The sequence below is a fragment of the Brevundimonas sp. TWP2-1 genome (assembly GCF_049897645.1).
In the GTDB taxonomy this organism is placed as follows: Bacteria; Pseudomonadota; Alphaproteobacteria; order Caulobacterales; family Caulobacteraceae; genus Brevundimonas.
Genome location: NZ_JAFCWR010000002.1, coordinates 584,945 through 605,110, shown reverse-complemented (window position 1 = coordinate 605,110; position 20,166 = coordinate 584,945). Strand labels below are relative to the sequence as shown.

The following is a 20,166-nucleotide window of genomic DNA, read 5'->3' as shown; positions in this document are numbered from 1 at the left end:
TTAACGGTTCAGGGCTTCGCCGCCCACGACCCGCACGATCCGGGCGGAGGACGGGCGACCGGCGATGCCGGCGTCGGCGTCGATGACGATCCGCAACGTGCCCTGGACCAGGGTGACCGACGGACGCCCCTGATCGGACACGACGACACGGCGCACACGCTCGACCTGAGAGCGCAGGTTGGAGGACCGCGCCATGCGGACGATGGCGTCGCTGGCGGCCGAGACGGCGTCGGCGGCGACCTGTTCCGAGCCGGGCTGGATGTCCACGTCGATCACGATCAACCGCCCCATCGCCTGGCTGGCGCGGTAGCTCTGGCGCATGAAATAATCGACCAGTTGGGCGCCGGTCATGGCCGCGCTGGCCAGGCCCTGGGCGTCGCCGACGCGCGAGGCGGGCGAGCCTTGCGGCGCGGTGGTCGTATAGAGGGTCACGCCGCCGTCGGGCGTGACGCGCAGCACCTGATCGCCATTGTCGTTGCGATAGATGATGTCGCCGCGCGGCGCCGGCGTGGGACGCAGCACCCAGACCTCGGTCGAACGCTCCAGCCGCATCAGCGGCCGCGACCCCGAGGTGTCCAGAATGAAACCCTGGCCGTTGCTGCTGACGTAACGGGCGGTCGGCGGGACCGTGCGACGCGACTGGGCGTGGCTTTCGGACGGGATGACCACAGGCGCGACGATGCTCACGCCGATGACTGCGATGGCGGCGACGGCCATCACAGTCACGCGTGGCGATTTTTTCGCCGTGACCGATCCCAACAAGTTCATGACTGTTTTGATGAAACCCGCGCGCGGCGGATTTTGGGCGAAGACCGGCTCAACCGACCAGGTATTGACCGCCGTTCAACGAGAGTGTGCAGCCTGTGACATATCCGGCACGCTCGCCCACCAGCCAGGACACCATGTCGGCGATCTCCTCGCCCTTGCCCAGGCGGCCGACGGGGATGTGGCTGATGATGCCTTCCAGCACCTTGGGGTCCATGGCGCCGACCATTTCGGTGTCGATATAGCCGGGCGCGATGCAGTTCACGGTCACGCCCTTGCGCGCATTCTCCAGCGCCAGCGCCTTGGTGAAGCCGATCATCCCGGCCTTGGCGGCGGAATAGTTGGTCTGGCCGATCTGGCCCTTCTGACCGTTGATCGAGGAGATGTTGACGATGCGGCCGTGGCCCCGTTCGCGCATTCCGTTGATGACCTGGCGCGTCATGTTGAACACGCTGTCCATGTTGACGCGGATTACGTCGGACCACTGGTCGTGGCTCATCTTGTGGAAGAAGCCGTCGCGGGTGATGCCGGCGTTGTTGACCAGGATGTCGATCGGACCCAGCTCGGTCTCGACATCCTTCACCGCGCGGGCGCAGTCGTCGAAGCTGCCGACGTTGCCCTTCACCACCATGACGCCCAGCGCCTTGGCCGTGGCCTGGGCCGCCTCGTCATTGCCGGAATAGCCGGCGGCGACCTTGAAGCCGTCTTCCGAGAGGCGTTGAACGATGGCCTTGCCGATGCCGCGGGTCCCGCCCGTCACGAAAGCTACGCGCGTCATATCGTCTCCTGTCCCTATGCCGGCCCTTGGAAGGCCTTGTCGGGTCTCAGGATTAACGTCGGAAGCGGCAGGCGCAAGGCGTGAATCTGACGCGACGGAAGTTTCATGCTTCCGTCGCGCAGAACGCGATCAGGCGGCCAGCTTTTCCATGTCGATGACGAAGCGATAGCGCACGTCGGACTTCAGCATCCGCTCATAGGCCTCGTTGATCTGGTCCGGGGCGATGGTCTCGATGTCGCAGGCGATGCCGTGCTCGGCGCAGAAGTCGAGCATTTCCTGCGTTTCCCTGATGCCGCCGATCAGCGAGCCGGCGATGCGGCGACGACGCCACAGCAGCGGCAGGGCGAAGACCGGCAGGCCCTCTGTCGTCAGACCCAGCATGATCATGGTGCCGTCGCGCGCCAGAAGCTGGACGTGGCTGGCGATCTCGTGCGTGGCCGAGACGGTGTTGATGATCAGGTCGAACTTTTCGGCCGCCGCCTTCATCGCGTCCTTGTCGGAGTTGATCAGGAAGTGTTTGGCGCCCATCCGCTCGGCGTCCGCCTTCTTGCGGTCCGAGGTGGACAGGACGGTGACCTCCGCCCCCATGGCCGCCGCCAGTTTGACCGCCATGTGACCCAGGCCGCCCAGGCCGATCACCGCCACCTTCGAGCCCGATCCGACGCCCCATTCCTTCAGCGGCGAATAGGTGGTGATGCCGGCGCACAGCAGAGGCGCGGCGACATCCAGCGCCAGGCTGTCGGGGATGGACAGAACGAAATGCTGATCGACCGTGATATGGTCGGAATAGCCGCCCTGGGTGATGGTCTCGTTCGTGCCGCCCTTCTTGTCCTGGCCGCCATAGGTGCCGGTGAAGCCGGGGACGCAATATTGCTCGACGCCTTCCTGGCACGAGGCGCATTCGCGACAGCTGTCGACCATGCAACCGACGCCGACGCGGTCGCCCTCCTTGAAACGGGTGACGTTGGCGCCCACCGCCTTGACCAGGCCGGCGATCTCATGACCCGGCACCAGCGGGTAGGTCGAACGGCCGCTTTCACTGCGCGCGGCATGCAGGTCCGAGTGGCAGACGCCGCAGTATTTGATGTCGATCAGCACGTCGTCGGGGCCGGGATCGCGTCGGTCGAAACTATAGGGCGTCAGCGGCTTGTCTGCGGCGGTCGCGGCGAAGGCGCGTGTGGCGATCGGCATTGGGGAAGTCCTTCAGGCTTTGCAGTGAGCCGGCCTCAGATGAGGCGGCGGGCGCAGGTCCGCAAGCGTACGGACCGCTATTTCAGCTTGCCGATCAGCGCTTGGGCGGCCGCCGGGTTCCGCACCTTCGCGCCCGAGATGAAATAGGCGAACACCTCGCCGCGTTTCGCCCACGCCCTGGCCTGCTCCGCCACCGCGTCCAGCTCGGCCGCCGTCATCCCGGTCGGCTCGTCCTCGCGGCTGGACATCAGCCGGGCGTAGGCAAAGTCGGCGGTCGCCTCGTCGATCTGGGGCCAGGTCAGCTCCTCGTCATCGACCGCATAGACGATGGCCGCACCGTATTGGCGGGCCAGGTCATAGAACTGTTCCGTGGCGAAGGTCGGGTTGCGAACCTCCAGCGCATGGCGCAGCCGCACCCCATCTTTTTCCTTGGGCAGAAGCTTCAGGAAGCCTTGGAAGTCGTCGGGATCGAACTTCTTCGTGCCCATAAGGTAGCGTTCGATTCACAAGGTCGGAGCTACAACGTGGTCATGACGGTCAAGGCTTACAGTTATCTTCGCTTTTCGTCGGCCGCCCAAGCCGAAGGGGACTCCCTTCGGCGTCAGCTTAAGGCGGCGATGGAGTGGGCGGCGGAACGGCCAGAGATTGAGTTGGACACGTCCGCTCGCGACCTCGGCGTCTCGGCCTTCAAGGGCGAACACCGGGTCAAGGGCGCGCTCTCTTCGTTCCTCGCGAGGGTTCAGAACGGCCAAATCGAACGCGGTTCCTACTTCCTTGTCGAAAGTTTCGACCGCCTATCTCGCGAGAACGAAACGGTCGCGGTGAACTTGTTGACCTCGATCACGCTGGCCGGGATCAAGGTTGTCACCCTGACTGATGGCTATGTCTACGACGACAAATCTGACGCCATGGATTTGATGCGCGCCATCATCGTCATGAGCCGCGCCCATGAAGAGAACAAGGCCCGTGGGAGGAAACTCGCCGCCGCTTGGGCGGACAAGAAACGCCGCGCTCGTGAGAACGGTGAAATCCTCTCCCGCCGAGGTCCGTCGTGGACCGAGTTCAACGAGACCACCAAGCGGTTCGATCTGATCGAGGATCGCGCCAAGATCATTCGGCGCATCTTCCAAGAGGCCATCGACGGTCTTGGTGGAACGGCCATCGCCGCGCGCCTGAACGCCGATGGTGTGGAGCCGTTCGTCAAAGGCTCTGACGGATGGCATCCCGGTTTCGTTTTGACGATCCTCAAAAGCCGATCAGTGATGGGTTTCTATCAGCCGACCTTCTGGTCGAAGACCGCTGGTGAGAGAGCCGTCCGCCAACATGATGGCGAGGACATTCCCGGCTACTATCCCGAAGTCATTTCGCCCGAACTCTTCGAGAAAGTCCAAGGGATCATCCATCGCCGCAATAAGCGCGGCGGTGGCAGCGGTCGGCGTGGGAAAGCTTTCCCGAATCTGATCCTTGGCCTTGGGCGGTGCGAGGTCTGTGGCGGGACGCTGGTCCTCGGCAACGCGCCCAATTCACCGACCGCGCGGTTCTTCCGCTGCTATGCGTCCAGCCGAAACCACCGTTGCGAGAACAAAACTCGATACAAAGCCGCGCCTATTGAAGCGGCTCTGGAGTGGTTTTTGATCAACGCTCAAGCCGACAACGAACAACCGTCGTCAGCGCGTGTCGAAATGGTCGCCTTAGTGGATCGTAAGGCCGAGGTTGAACGCCGGATCGCGGCTCTGGTCGATCAGCTTGAACTTGGATCGAGCGCAGTCGCCGGGCGGCTTCGGGAACGCGAACTGGAAATGGTCGAGATCGACCGTTCGATTTCCGAACTCCAGAAGGACGAACGGGCCGTCAGCCACGTCAACCGTAGCGAAGCCATGATGCAAGCCGTCCAGTGGATGCGGACGATGAAAGACCTGACCGGCGACGAACTCTACCGGGCGCGGGCAAAAGCCAACTCGCACCTTACCGACGTGTTCGACTGGATCATCCCGACCGCCAAGGGTGGAATCTTCCTCGGTCAAGGGGACAAGTTCCGATACGTCGAAGAAGACCTGATCACATTCCCCGCTTTCCTCGAAGAGGGTCAGCCGATCACCGGCGCGAGCCTTACCGAAATCATCGGCGAAATCCCGGCTCTGGACGCGGCGTAGGGCGTCAGGAAGGGTCGTCGGGCGTCAGAGCCTCGGCCACCTTCTCAAGGTCGTCCAGCGCGCTCCCACGGGCGTCTTTCACGTCTTCCGCCGAGACGGTGACCGTGGCTCCGGCGAAGGATGCGCTGACGTTCCGATAGCCGAGGAAGGTCAGGGCGATGATCCCGATCAGGGCGAGGACGCCGAGGATCACGTTGTGGAGCAACGGGGCGACCGTCCCGGCCAGCGGCGCCGTCTTCACGAACATGGTCGCGGTGAGGATCGCGGTCAGGATCACGAACAAAACCCCGAAACCGAGGCCAGCCGCCGCGACGGCCCGAAGCGGGTTCTGGAGGAAACATGTCAGGGCCGAGATCAGACGCTTGGTCCACTTGGCAAACCATCGGCTGATCATCGGACGATCCCTCCAATGACGGTCGGCCAATACTTCCCGGCGATGTTGCGGTTGTAGCTGGCCGGGGAGCCGTCAGCGAGCCTCGCGCCGAGAACGTCCCGGCGGATTTGCTCTTCGACCTCGGCGTAGGTCAGCGAGCCTTTGGTCAGACAGAACGCCACGATCTCGCGCTTGAACTGGCCGTGGCCGTGAGCCTTGATGTCCAGCAAGAGGGCTTCGGACGATCCCCAATATTTGCGCCAGTTCGACGGGACGATCTTCTTCCCGCGCTTGGCCATGAGGTTCTTCTTCCCGACGTAGAACCGGCCGGTGGCGGTGTTGGTGATGACGTAGATGAATCCGACGTAGAGCGTCAGTTGATCGTCATCGAAGAGGGGCGGGAAAATCCAGTCAGGGGGCGTCACCGGATATTTAGGCCCGGCGACAACCCGCCTCGGTTGATCTACAGATCGGCGTTATGACCATCCTCGCCACCGCCCTCGCGATCCTCTCGCTCCAGTCTCAAGCTCAAACCGAGACCGTTGTCGTCAGCCCGAAGTTCAGGGACGGCGTTCACTTCGCCTGTGAGGCCAGCTTCGACGCCTACGTTGTGGACACGGCCTATTTCCGAGGCCAGCCGGTCGCCGTGTCGGGCAGCTTCACCTTCTATAACTGGCCAGATCAGAGCCGCGTCTTCATCGGAATGAAGCTCGGCGTTCTGGCTGTCGAGAACGGTGGCTGGCGCCCGCCCGCGAACGCCTACGTCGTGAACGGCTACAAGACGAACCTATCGGAGCAACAGGCGAACATCGAAGCGGAAGACCCAAACTTCCGGCTCTTCGTCTACGATTTCACCGGCGAAGAGACGATGAACGCGATGACCCGCATGTCCTACGAAGGTCGGCTGGATATCGCCTACACGATGGAAGGCGGTTCCATGCCTACGACCTTCCCCGTGACCCTCACCGATGAACAAGCCAACCAGTGGGCGGAATGCACCAGCGCGCTCGCTGGTCGAGACCGGTAGGGCTAACCGGCGGCAATGGCCGCCGCTACGATGTTCCAGAGCTTGACCGCACCCCAACCGAGGACAGCGGCGACGATAGAGGCGAACACGCCGCTGAAAAACGCGACGACCGGGCTGGTGACTCCCGCCATTTTTCTGAACGTCGCTAAGTCAGCGTTGGCGATCTTCTGAATCTCCCGAAGCTTCTCTTCGCTCTCGGCCTTGCTGGCGAGGACGGCGTTCAGGGCCGTTCGTGCTTCCTCAAGTTCGACAACGCGCATCTCCGCTTCCGTCCGAACCGCGCTCAACGCGACCAGAGCCGAACTCATAGCTTCTTTGGCTTCGTCCAACTTGATCAGCGTGTGGTCGGGATTGGCGCCGCTTTTCTTTAGATCGTCCAGAAGCGTGATGACTGGTTCGATCTTGATCCCGAACATGGCCGAGAAAATGCGAAGGTAGGCGGCAAAGAACTTCTCCAGAGCGCGGACAATGGCACTGGTCGCAACTGCGTCGGGCATATGATCACCGGTTGTTATGGCGACGCTTATGACCGTGATCCAAGAATGAGAAAAGGCCCGCCGGGCGAACCGGTCGGGCCTTCCTTAAACGTGAGCAGTTCAGTGAGTGTCGGGTCGAAAGATCAAAAACTCCCCGACGCCCTCAATCTACCATCCCCCGATTCCGGCGACGATATCTTTCAACGGTGGAGGGAGACCGGTCATCACGCGGCTCCCTTCACGGTCACCAACTGGACGACTTCACGACGGCGAACGTAGCTCTCCGGGTCGGTTGGGATGATCGAGTAGAGCTTCTTCGATGTCCCGTTCTTGACGCTCAAGCGCGGGTGGTTGGCGCGGATCAGCCGGTTCAGTTCGCGCCCGAACTTGGTCAGGTTCTCGAAACGCTCTTGGCCGGGATACATGCGCGAGAGCCACGGGATGAAACTCGCGTCGAAGAGATCGCTGGCCGCTTGCGCTTCCTTCGGGATCGACACGTCTTCCTCCATCCACACCTCCACGCTGGAGAGGTGGCGTTGTTCGCTCTGGAGGCTCTGAACGTCAGCCAGATCGGCCGCGTTGGCGTAGAGCGGAGCGTCGCCGTCTTCATCGACCGAACGCCACATGGCCAGAGCGTCGAAGCCCTTGATCGTGGTGAGGTTGAGCCTGACCGGCGTGTCGATCTGGAGGAAACGGCGGTTGCCGGTTTCGTCCTTGATCATGGTGGACACGTCGCGGTTGGAGCATCCGATGAAGGTGGTGATCAGGGTTCGCGTCGCCGGGTCCGCATAGAGCTTCCGAAGCTCCCGGCGGTCGGCCAGCATGATGTCCTTGATCCTTTCGACCTCGGCCTTGGTCACGCCAGCCAGTTCATCGAAGAACATGATCGGGGTGGTCGAAAGCGCATACATCTTGCCGTCGTGTTCGAAGATGTCGAAGCCGACCTTCGAAGACAGATCGGTCAGGGGCGACAAGAACTTGTCCACCGCCGTCGATTTGCCGGAGCCTTGGGGTCCGTAGAGGATCGGCATCATGTGGACGCCGTGCTTCCACACACCGCGCATGTGGTTCTTCACTCGGAAGATGAAGTTGGCCAGCGCGACTTCGGCCGCACGGGCATTCCGGCGGTCAGCTTCATCGTCGCCGGTCTTGATCGTGATGAAATCGGCGAAACGAGCCAGTTCGGTCTTGTCGGCCGAAGGGTCGAACATCACGCGGGCGTAGCTGGCGCGCATCATGCGGGTGCGCTCCATCGCTTGCCAATTGGCGAAGGCTCCACGGATCAGGCTCTCGGGATAGACCGGGCGCCCGCCGACGATCTCATGAGACCATTGGTTCATCTTGTTCATGATGAAAGCCGCGTCGCTCTCGTTGCCGAACTCGCCGCCGAAATTCATCGAGTAGCCACGGCTCTTGAGGAAGGCCGGGACGAACTCTTCGACCGAATAGGGGTAGACCCCATCGAGATCGGACGTGATGCGGCATTCGCGGAACTCAGCCGCGACCGCCGTGGCTTTCCAGCCGGAGTGTTTCGTCAGGACGGCCTTGAACTTCGCCCACACGGCCGGGTGGACGTGTCGGCTGTCTTTTGCGGCCAGCGTCAGTTCGGCCATTTCGATGGGGTTCAGGACGAAGGTCTCGCGCTCTTGCGCGTATTTGTCAGTCAGGGTCTCAAACATAGGGGTGGGTCTCAAGCGCGGCGGGCAAGCCGGGCCATTTCTTTCTCAAGTCGTGCGTTGTGTTGGTCGTCAGCAGCGGGACGGGTCTGGTGTTGCCGGATGGCGAAGGCGAGCGCGCGTTGCGCTTCGCGGACGATCCCGGTTCGGCCACGGACCCCGGCGCGGGCGTCCATCGCCTTTCCGATGGCCACCAGAGCGTGGGCGTCGATGGGGTAGTCTTTGGCCAAGGCTCGGCCAGCCACCCGGTTGAGGAAGCGGAAGAACCGTCCTCCCGGCGCGCTGGTCAGGAACGCTTCCACGAACTCCGGGCGGATGATCGGTGAAGCGTCCAGATCGGTCAGGGTGACGAAATCCACGTTAGTCCTGATCGGGCGGCTTTCGATGAAGGCTTCCACCTCGGCCACCGAAGCCTTGTTCTCGACCTCGGCCCGGATCACTGGCGGATAGTCCGCCATGATCTGGTCAGCATCGAGCGAGGCGCCGTCCACGTTCACCGCGAAAGCGTGGTGGGTGTCCGCTTCATCCCACGCCAAGGCGTTCGGCGGGGCGCCGGTCCACGCTTGCGGGAAAATCGACAGACGGCCCGCGTCGAAGGTCTTGGTGTCGAACACCTCGCCCAACATCTGGTGGATGCTGGAGGATGCGGCCTCGCTCTCGGCGACCGTCAGGGGACGGGCGTAGGGGATGATCACCCGATAACGGTTCTGGTGAACCGTGGACTTGGTGGTCGTGTGGACGATGAAGGCGAGGTTCTTGGACCGGAGAACCGCGACCATTTCCTCGAAGGTCAGGACGAAATCCGTGTCGCCATCCACGTCGCCAGTGAAGGCATAGCGGGCGGTGACATTGGCCTTGAGCCGTTGGGGAGGATCGAACGCGGCCGGGACCACGCACATGACCTTTTCCTTGTCCGTGCGGGGCATGGTCAGGCTGGAGCCGAAGCGAAGGGTCTCGGCCAGTTCAGCGAAGGTCGTGGGGACGATCTGGGCGTCCTTGGACCAAGTGTTTTCGAAGAACGCGACGATCACAGCCACACCATCGGCCCGGTGACCCATTTCTGACGGCCGGGGCGATTGCTGAAACGAGCGTTGCCGAGGACGCTTTTGGCCATCAACCGGTCGTTGGCGTAGGTTTTCGCGAACGGGGGAAGTTGGAGCCTGTCGGTTCCGTGCTGGAGCGTGCAAACGCCGTCCACCACGCTCACCGTGATCCCATCGACCTCGGCCTTGCCTTGGTCGTCAAGAACGACGCTTCGCGCCCATTCCTTGACGTTGAAATCGAATTGCGGGGTCGTCCAGAACTCCAGACGAAGCGACCCATTCTCGAAGATCGAGGCTTGGCCGGTCATGATCTTGCGGAGGGTGAAGCCGGTCACCGGCGGCGGGAACTTGATCAGATCGTCGGCCGTGGGTTCCGGCTTGAGGATTCCGAGTTCGGTGAGAAGAGCGGGTTGGCTGACGGCCAGTTCGTTGAGACGCTGGATATTCAGCGCGGGATTGAGTTGAAACATGGGTAGTCCAATAAAAAGGCCCCTGCGAGGGACTAACTCGCAAGGGCCTTGCAGCAACGACTACCGAAACCGGCAATATACCCGGCTCGATATTTATCGCGCTTGAGATCGGCCCTGACGCAGCGTTTAGTCCCCGCCGAGATCAGGTTGTTCTGTATTTATCTCCGATGTTCGATCCGCCGTCATTATTAATCGGCGTCCATGCCGGTGCACTTCGCAATTACCCCAAGATCAGCAAGAAATCTGGGACTTCATCTTGGGGATCGAAAATCGGTAAATCATTATCACCACTACCCTTTTTCTTCTTTCTTGGACTTCTTGGGGTAAGAATTGAAAAAGAAGGAAAAAGGTTGAAGGGAACAACATACAGCGGGGAGTTGGACTGAATCTTGTGGTTCCAAGTCCCAGATGTCCAAGACCCAAGCCGAAGACACGCCGACCGGCAGGGACGGCCGCAAAAGGTGGCGTGTGTCAGCACTTCGACGCTCCAGACTAAATAGAAATGAGATTCGAAAGACTGCCATCTTTCACCAGAACGCTTCGCTCTGAACAGCGGCGAAGGAGAATGGACCGGATGGCTTGGCAGAGCTTCCGGTCCATTTTCATTTCTGGAGATACTTCATGACTTTCATTCAACGATATTTCACGGCCCTCTTCGCGAAGGTCAATCAACTGGATCGCATCGAAAGCGATCTGGCCTCTAAGGCGTCCAGCCTCGCCCTTACGGCCACTCGCGCCGAACTCGGCGCCACCCGCCGCGACCTCAAGGCCCTCCAAGGCGACGTTCTGGTCTTCCAAGACGGGAACAACGTCGCGATCTCGCTGATCAACGAACGCCTGTCTGATCGTCCGACCCGTGGTGACCTGACCATCGTGGCCAGCGACCTCGGCGCCCGACTGGAGCTTGTCGAGAATTACCAAGCCGCTCTGGAGGCATCCGCCGAGGAAACTCGCGCCTCGATCCGCTCCACGATCTCCAACGCCGTGGCGAACGTGGAAGCGGCCAAGACCGGCGAACCGAACCTTCGCAAGGCTCTCTTCGATCAAGGCGGGATCGCTCTGGAGATTCGCGGTGATCGCACCGCGAAGATGGTTGCAATCGACCCGTATGATGAGGCCGCCTCGGCTCGGGCCGAAGCCTACAATCTGATCGCTGAACGGCAGAATACCGAAGCCAAGGTTGCCAAACCCCGCAAGCCCCGCGCTCCGAAGGGCGGTGCGAAATGATCCACGACCTTCGAGATAGTCTTCTCGCCCTTGGTGGGGCCACCGTTCTGGTGGCCCTGTCGGGTCTCGCCCTCGACAACGATCTGGTCCTCAACGTCGGTCTGAAGGCCACCGGCGCCGTCCTGATCACCTACGCCACGGTCGCCCTCGGTCTGGCCGTCGCCAACGTCGTGAAGGTCGTCCAGACCGTCAGCAGGGCGGTTCAGAAAGGCGGTAAGTGATGGCCCACGCCGACACGCCCGCCGAGATCGCCGAAGCCTACGAAGAACTCTTCGCCGAGTTCGTGGCGACCTACGAAGATCGCCGCCGGGAAGAACTCTTCGCCATCGCCCGCGCCATGACCTCCATCGGAATGCCGATGGCGGACCCAGACGAACCGTGGGTGGCCAAGTATCTGGCCAAGGCCATCGAAGCGACCGGCGGCGATCACGACGCCCTTCGCGCCTACAATCTCAAACACTGGAAGGGTCAATAATGCTGACCTTCAGACACTCCCCGTTCGGGACTTCCGTCGTCGTTCTGGACGACAACAACACGCCGGTCTTCGACGCCTCCGTTCGCCCCTACCTTCTCCAGCAAGGCGTCAATCTGGCGCCGCTGATCACCAACTTCGACCGTCCGTTCTCGATCAACGACGGGAACGGGAAGCGGGTCGTTTGGGTGGAAGAAGGCGAGACCTTCACCGACGACACCGGCGAGATCGAGATCGTGGACAACGTGGCCGAGGCCCTGATCGCGAGGGCTGGCCAATGAGTCCGCGCTTCGTCTGTCCCGCCACCAACCAGTGGGTCGAAGGACCGCCGGGAACCAAGCCCGTCGTGAGCGGTGTGGTGATCTACTGGATGGACACCAACGCCACCCTAAAGTCGCGGGGTCGAATGGCCGATGGGTGGTTGTCGTGGGTGCGCCGCTGGTTGGGGTGACACCCCTAAATACTCGGTGCACCTACAGTCCCGATCCTACCATCACCTCTATGATCACCGCTGGGCTAAGGCGGCCAAGGCGTTCCTCGATCAGCATCCCCTATGCCGGTTCCATGAGGACCAAGGCCGCACCGTTGCGGCTCAATGTGTGGACCATATCCAGCCGCACCGAGGCGACCTGAAACTCTTCTGGGAACGGACCAACTGGCAACCGTTGTGCAACCCCTGTCACAACAGCCTGAAGAAGCAGATCGAGAGCCGTGGCCATCATGAAGCGGTAGGACTGGACGGCTTCCCTACTGACCCGAACCACCCCTTCAACAAGCGATCATGAAGCGAATGACACCAGCCGAAATCGCGGCGGCTTGCGATGCGTTCGAAGCTTCCACCGACTTCAAAGACCCGACCTATCGTCGGCGTCGAACCATGACGGTGAACCTCTCCAAAGACCCTTGGCCGAAGGTCAGCGTCAGGGATCAGATCACGGCGATCCTGACTAAATAGAAGTGGGCGGTGACGAACCGTCCGTCCTCCAGAGAAGCGCACGACCGGCGGGTTCGCCCATGTCCCGCCGGTCGATCTCGGAGAGGGAGGGGGTGGTCTGATCGCTGGCGAAGGCCCGGTCCAAACACCACACGCCCCCCTCCGTAGAGAGTTTGCCTCCGCTCAAAGTTTTTTTGCTCTCCTAAATACTGGATGAGTTCAAATAACGCAGGGCCGAACAAGCCGCCCGCGCATCTATCCCCCGCCGCAAAGAAGGTCTGGATCGAGGTAATCGACGCCAAGCCGAAGGACTATTACGACGCCGCTGACATGCCGTCGCTGGAGTCCTTGGTCTCGGCGATCTGCAATCTTCGCGACGCGAACAAGTCTCTCAAAGAGAACAAGTCGTTGTTCTCGGTCGGCTCACAAGGCCAACTGATCCAACACCCGGCCGTCCGTATTCAGGCCGATGCGATCCGCCTGATCAACCAGACCACCCAAGCCCTCGCCAACCGCAAGGGCGCGCTCGCGGCTGAACCGGCCAAGGCCAACTCCGACCCCGACGATCTGGATGACCTTCTTCCATGACCGTCGTCCGCGATCCCACGATGGCGGACAAGATCATTGCCTTCCTCCGCAAGCTCCCGATCACCGATGGTGAGGCCGCTGGCCAGCCGTTCACGGTGGACCCGTGGCAAGAGGCATGGATCAGAGATGTCTATGAGCCGGTCAAACCGGACGGTCGCCGAGTGGTCCGTTCGGCGATCCTGTCTTGTGCGCGAAAGAACGCCAAGACCGCGTTGATCGCTGGCCTGATCCTCGCTCACCTGATCGGCCCGGCGTCGGTCTTCAACGGTCAAATCTACTCGGCCGCCGTGGACCGGGATCAGGCCCGCGTCGTCTTCAAGATGGTCGTGGACATCATCGAAATGACCCCGTGGCTGAAGCGGTCGCTTTGGGTCCGTGACCATGTGTCGATCATCGAGGTCACCGACGAAAACCGTGGCTCCTACAAGTCCACCTACAAGGCTCTCTCGGCGGTCGTGAAATCGAAGCACGGTCTGGGCGCCGATTTCTTCGTCTACGACGAGTTCGGCGAGGCCAGCGACCGCGCCCTTTGGGACGTTCTCTTCGACAGTCAGCAGCTTCGGGCGAACCCGCTGGCGACGGCGATCTCGACCCAAAACGACGACCCGTCGCACCCCTTCACCAAGATGATCGACAACCAGTTGGCCAACCCGGTCGCTCACAACGTCGTTCACGTCTACTCGGCGCCGGAAGGGTGCGCTCTGGACGACCGTGAAGCATGGCTTGCGGCGAACCCCGCGCTGGCGAGTTGGAAGAAGGAAGCCAGTATCGCCACGGCGGCAGCCGACGCGATCAACGACCCATCACTCGAAGCCAATTTCCGCCTCCGCTACCTCAATCAGCGCGTCTCGGCCGAGAGCCAGTTCTTCCGATCTGACATCATCCTCGCGGCAAACCCGAACGGGGAAGCTCCGGCTCCGACCCTGACCCAAGAACTGGCCGCGACCTTCAAGGACGGCGAAGAAGTCTACATCGGTCTCGACGTGGCCAAGCGGACGGACTTCACGGCCCTCGCTCTACTCTCGGCGGACTATCCGCACCGTGTGAAGGCGTGGTTCTTCAAGCCGAAGACCACCATCGCCAGCCACGGCAAGCGAGACCATCGCCCCTATGCCGAATGGGCGAAGGCTGGCTGGATCATCACGCCGGAAGGCGAGACGGTCCCCGGCGAAGATATCGCCGACCTGATCGTGGAACTGGCCACGCGCTACAGGGTCAAGGCTCTGGTCTACGACTTCAACCACGCTGACGACGTGATCCGCCACGTCGGCCTCAAGGGTAAGACGGTCGGCAAGGACGGGACGTTCGACATCCTCGGCGTCCGATGGGGCAACGGCGGCAACGACGGGACCAAGGCGGTCAACGCCATCGGTGACGCCTTCCTGACCCGCAATGTCCGTCTGGACGGCAATCCGGTCATGAACATGTGTCTGGCGAACGCCGTGGTGAAGGAAGAGCAAGACAAGCGACGCCTGATCAAGCCGCGCGCCACGGCCCGCATCGACGGCGCGGTGGCTCTGTCGATTGCCATGGCCATGAAGCAAGTGGACCGCGATCAAGAGAAGGTCGCGTTCTTGCCGTTCAAGGAAGGCTTCCAAATCCCGGTCTTCTGAACCGTTCTCGATAAATACCCGCATGTTCTTCGGTTTTTTCGAGAAAAGGTCAGCAAACGACTTTCAACGCCCCAACCTTCGCGATCCGAAGACTTGGAGCGATCTGGCAAGTCATTCCACCGTCAGCCACTCCGGCGAGGGTGTGAATGAAGTCAACGCTATGGAGATCACGGCATTCTCCAGCGCACTCAATGCGGTGGCTGACGCTTTTTGTCAGCTTCCGATCCACATTGAGAAGACCCGCGCTGGCAAGACCAGCCGGGACAACGAGAGCCATGAGGCCAGCTTCGTTCGTGACGGCGGGACCATCAACGAAGATGGGACCACGGCGGTCGATTGGTTGAAGGGTCTGATCCTTCATTACTACACCAAGGGTCGGGCTTCGACGCTGATCGAGCGCGCGAACGATGACCGCATTCTGAACCTATGGCCGCTCGATCCCGACAAGCTGGCCGTCAAAGTTCGGTCGGTGACGACCGGGACTGGTCTGACACGCGAACAACGCTATTTCGCCTATACCGACCCCAACGGTCAGGTTCACGAATACGACGTTCGCAACGTCATTGACCTTGTTCGTCTTCCCGATCCGGTGACCCTTCGCCCGTCGCCGGTCGTGATGAACCGCCACACCATCGGTTTGGCCATCGCAGCCGAGAAATACGCCGCCCGCACGTTCAAGAGCGGCATGGTTCCGATGCAGTTGGTTTGCAGCCTCCCGCCGGAATCCATCACCGGCCCGCAGATCGAACAAGCTTGGCGCGCGGCCGTGGACGGCCTCAAACGAGCCGCCGAGACCGACGCGCAGTTCTATTGCAACGTCCCCGGCTTCGAACTGAAAGAGATCGGCGTTCGTCCCGGCGACCTCCAGCTTCTGGAGCTTCGCAAGTTCCTGATCGTGGAGATCGCACGGGTGTTCAACCTCCCGCCGGTCTTCCTTCAAGACCTCTCCACCGGGACGTTCAGCAACACCGAACAACAAGCTCGGGTTCTGGTCCAGAACACGCTCATGCCGATCATTCGGCAGTTCGAAGCGCAGATGAACGCCAAGTTCGTCGGCAAACAACAGACCCTTCGCGTCAACGTCGATGGCTTCCTTCGCGCCGACTACTCGACCCGCATGGAAGGCCACCGCACGGGTGTTCAGGGCGGGTTCCTGACGCCCAACGAAGCCCGCGCCCTTGAAGGCCGCGAGCCGTTGGACGGCGGCGATCAACTCTTCGTCCAGCAAGCCACCGTCCCGCTTTCCATGGCGAGCGATCTGGCCGCCGCGACCATCAAGAAAGCCAACGAACCGGCTCCCGCGCCCGTCGCACCCAACACCCCCAATGCGCCGGTGGAACCGGCCGAGGAAGACGCCCAATGACCAAGGAAATCCGCAACTTCAAAATCGCCGAATACCGCTTCCTCCAGCCGGAGACAGTCGGTGAAGGCGAGGCAACCGAGACCCGCGCGCCGCGCCTCGAAGGCTACGCCATCGTCTGGAATTCGGACTCGGTTCTCATGTGGGATCGCGGTGAAGAGTTCATCGAACGCATGGCGCCCGGTAGCTGCACCCGTTCGCTGGCTGGTGTCGCCAACGGCGATCACATCGTGGCCTTCTGGAGCCATGACACATCGAAGCCGCTGGCATCGACGCGCGCCGACAATTTGATCCTGACCGAGGATGAAGTCGGCCTTCGTTTCTCCATGAGCCTTGAGCGCATGGACCCGATGATGTTGGCCGCCGCCCGCGACGGTGATGTCCAAATGTCATTCGGCATGGTCTCCCGCGACGACGAATGGTCGCGCCGCGAAGACGGGACGCGCGTCCGCACGATCACCGACATCGACCTTTTCGAGATCAGCCCGGTCGTGTTCCCGGCATACCCGGCGACCGAAGCCGCCGTCCGCTCCTATGACAAGTGGGAAGCTGAACAGACTCCGGCCGAGGAAATCGTTGAAGAGGTTCGCGCCGACTATTCCGCGCAGGTTGCTTTGATCCAGCTTAAGAAGAGCCGCCTCAAGTCCAAGTTGGCCTAAGTCCGTCTACTTGGGGCCGTTGAATAAATAAACCGAAACCCCATTCGGAGAACTATTCAATGGCCCTCAACACTTACGAACTTCGCGCTGATGCGTCGAAGAAATACGACGAAGCCGAAGCTATCCTGACCTCGGAAGCTCCCTCGGCCGAAGACGTGGCGAAGGCCACGACTCTCAAGGACGAAGCCGAAGCTCTCGAAGCTCGCGCTGACGCCGCTGACAAGATTGCGACCCGCAAGGCCGCTCTGGGCGCCTCGGCTGTCAGCCGCCCGGCAATCGCGAAGACGGAAGATCGCTCGGAAGAGCAATCGGTCGAAGTCCGCGAAGCCAAGGCTTTCCGCACCTACCTGAACACGGGCGACCAGTCGGCACTTCGCGACGCCTCCCCGCAATCGACGCTGACCCCGGAAGCCGGTGGCGTGTTCGTCCCGACGACCCTCTCAGACAAGATCATCGAAGTCATCGCTTCGACCGGCCCGATGCTCTCGGGCAAGGTTGGCTTTATCTGGAACTCGGCGTCGGGCAACGACTTCGACATTCCGACCGCCGACGACCGTGAAGGTCTGGCCTACGAAGTCGCCGAGGCCGGTGAACACCCCGACACCGATTTCAACTTCGACAAGGTTCGCTTCGGCGCCCACGAATACGGCACCGGTATTGTCGCGATCACGTCGCAGATGAAGCGCGATGGCACGTTCGACCTGAACGGCTACGTCACCCGTCAGTTCGGCGTCCGCATGGCTCGCCTCCTGAACCAGCGTCTGACGAACGGCAACGGCACGACCCAACCGCAGGGCCTGATCTCGGGTCTGAAGACGGCCACCCGCACCGTTGAAGCCGCTGGCACCGCACCGACCTTCGAAGACCTCATGAACCTCGAAGAGGAACTGGACGAAGCCTATCTGGCCACGTCGTCCTACATGCTGTCGCGCAAGACGCTGAACAAGCTCCGTCTGCTCAAGGCAACTGACGGCGCCCCGGTCGTCTTCCAAGGCAACTACTCGCAAGGCGTCCCGGCCACGATCCTCGGCCGCCCTTACGTCATCAACAACCTGATGGCGGAAAACGAAGTGGCTCTGGGTGACTTCGGTCAAACCCAATGGGTCCGTCAGGTCGGCGGTCTTTACATCAAGACCTCGCAAGAAGTGTTCTTCCGCAAGAACATGGAAGGCGTCGCTGGCTTCGCTTCGTATGACGCGAAAATCGTCAATCCCTACGCCTCGATCCTTCTGGTCCCGAACGCCTAAGCGTTTCGATCAGATCGAAAGAACTGACAGGCCCCGGCGTCCGCGCCGGGGCTTTGTCATGTCCGCCTAAATACTGGATGACGACGATCCCGTGGAACAACCTGACCCGCATCACCCCGCCCGCTGATCCTTTGATCTCGCTGGACGATGCGAAGGCGCATGTCGGCGCCTCCGACTACGACGAAGTGGACGACTTCCTGACCACGCTGGTCGAAGCCGCCACCGACACCATCGAAGGCCCGTCATCCACGGGCGCGGTGTTCGTCAGCCAGACTTGGCGCGCGACCCTCGATCACCTTCCGTCGTGTTTCTCGATCCCGCTCGGCCCGATCCAGTCGATCACGGCGATCACCTACGTCGATCAGGCCGGGGTGGTTCAGACCATCGACCCCGCGACCTACCACACCGACTTTGACCGCCACCCCGCAATGGTCGCGTTCTACAACTCGCCGCCGGTCCCCGCCCGCGTCCCCGGCTCGGTGAAGGTCACCTTCGTCGCTGGCTACGGCGACCCGTCTCAGACCCCGGCCAAGGCCCGCCACGCGGTTCGCCTTTTGGTCGGGGAGTGGTTCAAGAATCGAGAGGCTTCCACCGAAGCCAGCGTCCGCGAAACGCCCATCGGCGTGTCGCGCCTATTGGCGCAACTCAAGCGGTTTTGAGGTGCGGCCATGAAGACCGTCACTTTCTTCCGCGACATGGATTTCCCGGTCAAAAACGGGACCGTCGCCTACCTTCAAGACAACACCTATCCGCACGTCCCCGACGACGTGGTGGCGATGATGCTCGATCTCGGCGTGGGCGAAGTCGTCCCTGACGATATCCTCGCCGATCCCGACGATCTGGCCGACGACTACTTCGAACCTCCGGTGACAAAGGTCACCCGCACGACCATGCGTAAGCGTTGGAAGACCAAGGCATGATCGCGGCCGGGAAACTTCGACAACTGATCACGGTCGAACGTCAGCGGACGGTCGATGACGGCTATGGCAACCACACCGGCGAGTGGCGTGTTCGCTTCGCCTCGATCCCGGCCAGCGTCCAGCCGATGAAGGGTGGCGAGCAAGTTCGCCAAGCTCGCTTGGCCGAGGTGTCGCCCTTCGAGATCACGATCCGCCGCAACCCGACGACGCTCCAGATCGAGCCATCCGACCGGCTGGTGAACGTCCGCTCCAAGACCGTCTACCTGATCAAACACATTCTCGATCTGGATAATGGCGATCTGACGCTGACGTGCGAGGCGGTGCGCTGATGCGCGTGACCGTAGACGCCCGTCCGTTCAAACACGCGACCCGCCAATACACCCGCGAAGTTGAGGCGATGATCCAGCGAGAAAGCCAAGTCTCAGCCGAGGCTCTGGCCGCGAAAATCCGCGCCGTGGCCCCCAAGGACAAGGGCGGGATCGAACGGTCGGTTGATGTCGTCGCCGTCACCGGCGGCTTCGCCGTTTACGTCGGCGGTGAAGCGACCACCCGAAAAGTCGGGACGCGGACCTACGTCATGAAATCGGGCCGTCCGCGCAAAGGTAAGCCGGTCGATTACGCCAAGATTCAGGAATACGGCGCCCCGCAGATGAACATCCCGGCGCAGCCCTACATCAACCCCGCGCGATCCAAAGTCCGTAAGGCTTACAACCGCCGCATCCGCTCCCGCCTGACGAAGATCGCCAAGGCTCACAGCGGGTAAATACACGATGACACACCCCGCTCTTCCTCTTCAAAAGGCGATCATCGACACCCTCAAAGCCAACGAAGCCGTCAACGCCATCGTCCAAGGCCGGGTCTACGATCACGTCCCGACCAAACCGGTTTTCCCCTACATCGTCCTCGCCAACGAGGCGTTCACCCGCGCCCTCTGGCAACACGAATGCTTTGTGGACCTCCAGTGGTTCACCAAGTCCACCGGCCGCCCGGCGGTGAAGCGGCTTGGCGAAGCGGTCATTGATGCTCTGGAGGGTTATCTGGAGATCGAGGGTTTCGACACCGACGAATGGGGTCTCGAAGACGTGACCTATTTCCAAGAGGACAACAACGAAACCCAAATGGGAGAGGCATCTTTCCGATACTTGGTGAGTGCGGGCGAGAGCTTGTTCGAAGATCAGTAAAACGAGGCCATCC

At 61.5% G+C, this 20,166-nt stretch carries 29 protein-coding genes and 1 pseudogene; 20 read left to right on the top strand and 10 right to left on the bottom strand.

The genetic code is table 11. The annotated features are described in order from the left end of the window. The 4 genes and pseudogenes from ACP7BH_RS13200 to ACP7BH_RS13185 form a co-directional block, all read right to left on the bottom strand. Nucleotides 1-717 (bottom strand): DUF4908 domain-containing protein, encoded by a 717-nt coding sequence (locus tag ACP7BH_RS13200; protein WP_425987071.1) that lies wholly within the window; start codon nt 715-717, stop codon nt 1-3. Between the two features lie 100 nt (nt 718-817). After that, nucleotides 818-1,543: an acetoacetyl-CoA reductase gene (gene phbB / locus ACP7BH_RS13195; protein WP_135193544.1), complete on the bottom strand. Its 726-nt coding sequence runs from the start codon at nt 1,541-1,543 to the stop codon at nt 818-820. 129 nt (nt 1,544-1,672) lie between these two features. Further along, complete coding sequence (locus tag ACP7BH_RS13190; protein ID WP_425985917.1) at nt 1,673-2,734, bottom strand: NAD(P)-dependent alcohol dehydrogenase; 1,062 nt, start codon at nt 2,732-2,734, stop codon at nt 1,673-1,675. A 77-nt stretch (nt 2,735-2,811) separates the two neighbouring features. Next, nucleotides 2,812-3,222: pseudogene (locus tag ACP7BH_RS13185) on the bottom strand (DUF72 domain-containing protein); the annotation flags it as partial. Between the two features lie 42 nt (nt 3,223-3,264). On the opposite strand from ACP7BH_RS13185, the gene ACP7BH_RS13180 reads away from it, so the two are divergent. Next, nucleotides 3,265-4,887 carry a recombinase family protein gene (locus ACP7BH_RS13180; RefSeq protein ID WP_425987069.1) on the top strand — a complete coding sequence of 541 codons (1,623 nt, stop codon included), beginning with the start codon at nt 3,265-3,267 and terminating at the stop codon, nt 4,885-4,887. A gap of 4 nt (nt 4,888-4,891) precedes the next feature. Here ACP7BH_RS13180 and ACP7BH_RS13175 read toward each other — a convergent pair whose 3' ends face one another. Next, a complete protein-coding gene (locus tag ACP7BH_RS13175) occupies nt 4,892-5,281 on the bottom strand; it encodes a hypothetical protein (protein WP_425985915.1) in 390 nt (129 codons plus the stop codon). Further along, nucleotides 5,278-5,685 carry a hypothetical protein gene (locus tag ACP7BH_RS13170; RefSeq protein ID WP_425985912.1) on the bottom strand — a complete coding sequence of 136 codons (408 nt, stop codon included), beginning with the start codon at nt 5,683-5,685 and terminating at the stop codon, nt 5,278-5,280. The genes ACP7BH_RS13175 and ACP7BH_RS13170 overlap by 4 nt, the downstream gene beginning before the upstream one ends. 53 nt (nt 5,686-5,738) lie before the next feature. Here ACP7BH_RS13170 and ACP7BH_RS13165 point away from each other — a divergent pair, with 53 nt between their 5' ends. Further along, nucleotides 5,739-6,287: a hypothetical protein gene (locus ACP7BH_RS13165; protein ID WP_425985910.1), complete on the top strand. Its 549-nt coding sequence runs from the start codon at nt 5,739-5,741 to the stop codon at nt 6,285-6,287. A 2-nt stretch (nt 6,288-6,289) separates the two neighbouring features. On the opposite strand, the gene ACP7BH_RS13160 is transcribed toward ACP7BH_RS13165, so the two are convergent. From ACP7BH_RS13160 to ACP7BH_RS13145, 4 genes are all read right to left on the bottom strand, one after another. Beyond that, on the bottom strand, nt 6,290-6,784 hold the full coding sequence (locus ACP7BH_RS13160; protein WP_425985908.1) for a hypothetical protein: 495 nt from the start codon (nt 6,782-6,784) through the stop codon (nt 6,290-6,292). Between the two features lie 203 nt (nt 6,785-6,987). Beyond that, complete coding sequence (locus tag ACP7BH_RS13155) at nt 6,988-8,442, bottom strand: VapE domain-containing protein (protein WP_425985906.1); 1,455 nt, start codon at nt 8,440-8,442, stop codon at nt 6,988-6,990. An 11-nt stretch (nt 8,443-8,453) separates the two neighbouring features. Beyond that, a complete protein-coding gene (locus ACP7BH_RS13150; protein ID WP_425985904.1) occupies nt 8,454-9,476 on the bottom strand; it encodes a hypothetical protein in 1,023 nt (340 codons plus the stop codon). Beyond that, the gene (locus ACP7BH_RS13145) at nt 9,467-10,009 is read right to left on the bottom strand and encodes a hypothetical protein (RefSeq protein ID WP_425985902.1); all 543 of its coding nucleotides are present in this window, start codon (nt 10,007-10,009) and stop codon (nt 9,467-9,469) included. The genes ACP7BH_RS13150 and ACP7BH_RS13145 overlap by 10 nt, the downstream gene beginning before the upstream one ends. A 110-nt stretch (nt 10,010-10,119) precedes the next feature. Here ACP7BH_RS13145 and ACP7BH_RS13140 point away from each other — a divergent pair, with 110 nt between their 5' ends. The 18 genes from ACP7BH_RS13140 to ACP7BH_RS13055 all read left to right on the top strand — a co-directional run bounded on the left by ACP7BH_RS13140 (nt 10,120) and on the right by ACP7BH_RS13055 (nt 20,153). Continuing rightward, nucleotides 10,120-10,338: a hypothetical protein gene (locus tag ACP7BH_RS13140; protein ID WP_425985900.1), complete on the top strand. Its 219-nt coding sequence runs from the start codon at nt 10,120-10,122 to the stop codon at nt 10,336-10,338. A gap of 193 nt (nt 10,339-10,531) precedes the next feature. Next, nucleotides 10,532-11,179 carry a hypothetical protein gene (locus ACP7BH_RS13135; protein WP_425985898.1) on the top strand — a complete coding sequence of 216 codons (648 nt, stop codon included), beginning with the start codon at nt 10,532-10,534 and terminating at the stop codon, nt 11,177-11,179. After that, on the top strand, nt 11,176-11,400 hold the full coding sequence (locus ACP7BH_RS13130) for a hypothetical protein (protein WP_425985896.1): 225 nt from the start codon (nt 11,176-11,178) through the stop codon (nt 11,398-11,400). Before ACP7BH_RS13135 ends, ACP7BH_RS13130 begins: the two co-directional genes overlap by 4 nt. After that, nucleotides 11,400-11,654 carry a hypothetical protein gene (locus ACP7BH_RS13125; RefSeq protein ID WP_425985894.1) on the top strand — a complete coding sequence of 85 codons (255 nt, stop codon included), beginning with the start codon at nt 11,400-11,402 and terminating at the stop codon, nt 11,652-11,654. The genes ACP7BH_RS13130 and ACP7BH_RS13125 overlap by 1 nt, the downstream gene beginning before the upstream one ends. Beyond that, complete coding sequence (locus ACP7BH_RS13120; RefSeq protein ID WP_425985892.1) at nt 11,654-11,932, top strand: hypothetical protein; 279 nt, start codon at nt 11,654-11,656, stop codon at nt 11,930-11,932. The genes ACP7BH_RS13125 and ACP7BH_RS13120 overlap by 1 nt, the downstream gene beginning before the upstream one ends. Then, nucleotides 11,929-12,102, top strand: a complete 174-nt coding sequence (locus ACP7BH_RS13115; RefSeq protein ID WP_425985890.1) for a hypothetical protein — start codon at nt 11,929-11,931, stop codon at nt 12,100-12,102. Before ACP7BH_RS13120 ends, ACP7BH_RS13115 begins: the two co-directional genes overlap by 4 nt. Continuing rightward, nucleotides 12,065-12,436, top strand: a complete 372-nt coding sequence (locus ACP7BH_RS13110; RefSeq protein WP_425985888.1) for an HNH endonuclease — start codon at nt 12,065-12,067, stop codon at nt 12,434-12,436. The genes ACP7BH_RS13115 and ACP7BH_RS13110 overlap by 38 nt, the downstream gene beginning before the upstream one ends. Then, nucleotides 12,433-12,606: a hypothetical protein gene (locus ACP7BH_RS13105; RefSeq protein WP_426043345.1), complete on the top strand. Its 174-nt coding sequence runs from the start codon at nt 12,433-12,435 to the stop codon at nt 12,604-12,606. The genes ACP7BH_RS13110 and ACP7BH_RS13105 overlap by 4 nt, the downstream gene beginning before the upstream one ends. 192 nt (nt 12,607-12,798) lie before the next feature. Continuing rightward, a complete protein-coding gene (locus tag ACP7BH_RS13100) occupies nt 12,799-13,173 on the top strand; it encodes a P27 family phage terminase small subunit (RefSeq protein WP_425985883.1) in 375 nt (124 codons plus the stop codon). Continuing rightward, nucleotides 13,170-14,786: a terminase TerL endonuclease subunit gene (locus ACP7BH_RS13095; protein ID WP_425985881.1), complete on the top strand. Its 1,617-nt coding sequence runs from the start codon at nt 13,170-13,172 to the stop codon at nt 14,784-14,786. The genes ACP7BH_RS13100 and ACP7BH_RS13095 overlap by 4 nt, the downstream gene beginning before the upstream one ends. A 160-nt stretch (nt 14,787-14,946) precedes the next feature. Then, nucleotides 14,947-16,149, top strand: coding sequence for a phage portal protein (locus ACP7BH_RS13090; RefSeq protein WP_425985879.1), 1,203 nt, complete (start codon nt 14,947-14,949; stop codon nt 16,147-16,149). Next, nucleotides 16,146-16,805, top strand: a complete 660-nt coding sequence (locus tag ACP7BH_RS13085; protein WP_425985876.1) for an HK97 family phage prohead protease — start codon at nt 16,146-16,148, stop codon at nt 16,803-16,805. The genes ACP7BH_RS13090 and ACP7BH_RS13085 overlap by 4 nt, the downstream gene beginning before the upstream one ends. Nucleotides 16,806-16,864: 59 nt before the next feature. Beyond that, the gene (locus ACP7BH_RS13080) at nt 16,865-18,052 is read left to right on the top strand and encodes a phage major capsid protein (RefSeq protein WP_425985874.1); all 1,188 of its coding nucleotides are present in this window, start codon (nt 16,865-16,867) and stop codon (nt 18,050-18,052) included. 77 nt (nt 18,053-18,129) lie between these two features. Continuing rightward, the gene (locus ACP7BH_RS13075; RefSeq protein ID WP_425985872.1) at nt 18,130-18,711 is read left to right on the top strand and encodes a head-tail connector protein; all 582 of its coding nucleotides are present in this window, start codon (nt 18,130-18,132) and stop codon (nt 18,709-18,711) included. Between the two features lie 9 nt (nt 18,712-18,720). Beyond that, a complete protein-coding gene (locus ACP7BH_RS13070; protein ID WP_425985870.1) occupies nt 18,721-18,972 on the top strand; it encodes a hypothetical protein in 252 nt (83 codons plus the stop codon). Then, nucleotides 18,969-19,301: a head-tail adaptor protein gene (locus ACP7BH_RS13065; RefSeq protein ID WP_425985868.1), complete on the top strand. Its 333-nt coding sequence runs from the start codon at nt 18,969-18,971 to the stop codon at nt 19,299-19,301. The genes ACP7BH_RS13070 and ACP7BH_RS13065 overlap by 4 nt, the downstream gene beginning before the upstream one ends. Then, nucleotides 19,301-19,735 carry an HK97 gp10 family phage protein gene (locus ACP7BH_RS13060; RefSeq protein ID WP_425985865.1) on the top strand — a complete coding sequence of 145 codons (435 nt, stop codon included), beginning with the start codon at nt 19,301-19,303 and terminating at the stop codon, nt 19,733-19,735. Before ACP7BH_RS13065 ends, ACP7BH_RS13060 begins: the two co-directional genes overlap by 1 nt. 7 nt (nt 19,736-19,742) lie before the next feature. Then, nucleotides 19,743-20,153: a DUF3168 domain-containing protein gene (locus ACP7BH_RS13055; RefSeq protein WP_425985863.1), complete on the top strand. Its 411-nt coding sequence runs from the start codon at nt 19,743-19,745 to the stop codon at nt 20,151-20,153. Nucleotides 20,154-20,166: the final 13 nt, after the last annotated feature.